Here is a 1,604-nt window from a genome sequence, read left to right on the forward strand (position 1 = left end):
CCGCCCCACGTCCCTCGGGGCGGCCTCGGGTGTGGTCGCGGGTCTGGTGGCCATCACCCCGGCCTGCGCCAACGTATCCCCCCTGGGTGCGGTGGGTCTGGGCCTGGTGGCGGGCGTGCTGGCCGCGCTGGCGGTGGGGCTGAAGTACAGGCTGGGCTACGACGACTCGCTGGATGTGGTGGGCGTCCACCTGGTTGCCGGCCTGGTCGGAACGCTGGCCCTGGGCTTCATCGCCCTGCCGGTCCAGGGTGCAGGCGGTGGTCTCTTCTACGGCGGCGGCGTCGCCCAACTGGGGGCGCAGGCCGTGGCGGCGCTGGTCTCCATGGTGTTCTCTGGCGTGCTGACCCTGATCATCGGCTTGGCGATCCACAAGACCCTTGGCTTCCGGGTGACTGCAGAGGATGAGGTCACCGGCGTGGACCTCGCCCAGCACGCCGAATCCGCCTACGAATTCGGCGGCCTGGGCACCGGCGGAACATTCATCCCGCACCCGGCAACCGACCCCAGCGCCCGCAGCACGATCAAGGAAGAGGTCAACGCATGAAACTGGTCACCGCAATCATCCGGCCGGAAAAGCTGGAGGCAGTCCGCAACAGCTTGGAAAGCTACGGGGTCCAAGGGCTGACCGTCAGTGAGGCCAGCGGGTACGGGCGGCAGCGCGGCCACACGGAGGTCTACCGCGGCGCCGAGTACACGGTGGACCTGCTGCCCAAGGTCCGCGTCGAGGTCTTGGTGGGGGACGATTTGGCCGACGACATCGTCGACGTCCTCGTGGCCACAGCCAACACCGGCCGCCCGGGCGACGGCAAGGTCTGGCTGGTGGATGTGCAGGAAGCGGTCCGCGTCAGAACCGGCGAACGCGGCGAGGCTGCCATCTAGGACTGGAACCTTTGGCAGATTTCCCTGGCCCGGTTGTTCCGGCCGCCCCTGCGGCGTCCGGAGCAACCGGGTCTTCCTGTGCGCGGGTGCACTCGCGGTGTCTGCGGCGGCCCGGAAACCGCGGCGGTGCCGCGGTTTCGTCGCATGACGGTGGGCTGGTTTCCCCTCGAGACGCACCCGTCGGCTTCGCGTTTAGCCGTTAGCCTGCTGAGTTGTCCTACACAGGGAAGGACGGTTCCCCGTTCAGCCATTGGCTGGCTGAGTTGTCCTACACAGGGAATGACGGTTTCCCGTTCAGCCATTCGCCGGCTGAGTTGTCCTACACAGGCAGGTGTCGGGGGCAGGTTATGCACTTTCCTCGAAGACCCGTTCTACCCGGGGCGTGGGCTGCGTAGCGTTGAAGTATGGCAGCGGAACCGTTGGACGAGGCACAGGAGCCGGAGGAATCCTCCGGCTCCCCTGCCGCGTCCGACGACGGTGCCGGGCCCGACGACGGTGCCGCGCCCGACAATGGTGCCGCCGAACCGGTACCGGTCCCGCGGGGGTGGGCGGACGACTGGCAGGAGCTGGGACCGGCGGAACTGGCAGGCCTGCTCGCCGGCACCGACCCCGCGGCCCTGGACGACTGGTCGACCCTCGACTACCTCCAGGCGGTGCGCAAACACGAGGCCTGGACCCAGTCCCGCAGGCTGCGGGCCGTGCACCGCCTGGCCGTGCTCCGCCCG

3 protein-coding genes are annotated in these 1,604 nt (G+C 69.0%); all 3 read left to right on the plus strand.

Annotated features, from left to right (window positions below; translation table 11 throughout):
* Window positions 1-544, plus strand: a 544-nt coding sequence (locus AC5RUJ_RS16070) for an ammonium transporter (RefSeq protein ID WP_494156220.1), incomplete at its 5' end; no start/stop codon positions are given.
* The gene (locus AC5RUJ_RS16075) at window positions 541-879 is read left to right on the plus strand and encodes a P-II family nitrogen regulator (RefSeq protein ID WP_494129001.1); all 339 of its coding nucleotides are present in this window, start codon (window positions 541-543) and stop codon (window positions 877-879) included. The genes AC5RUJ_RS16070 and AC5RUJ_RS16075, both read left to right, overlap by 4 nt.
* A 404-nt stretch (window positions 880-1,283) precedes the next feature.
* The coding region (locus AC5RUJ_RS16080) for a hypothetical protein (RefSeq protein WP_494156221.1) at window positions 1,284-1,604 on the plus strand (321 nt) is incomplete at its 3' end.

The sequence above is a fragment of the Arthrobacter sp. Y3223164 genome (assembly GCF_059091005.1).

What these genes read in the sequence shown, in the direction of transcription:
- AC5RUJ_RS16075 (WP_494129001.1), top strand. Translation starts at nt 541, where the DNA reads ATGAAACTGGTCACCGCAATCATCCGGCCGGAAAAGCTGGAGGCAGTC.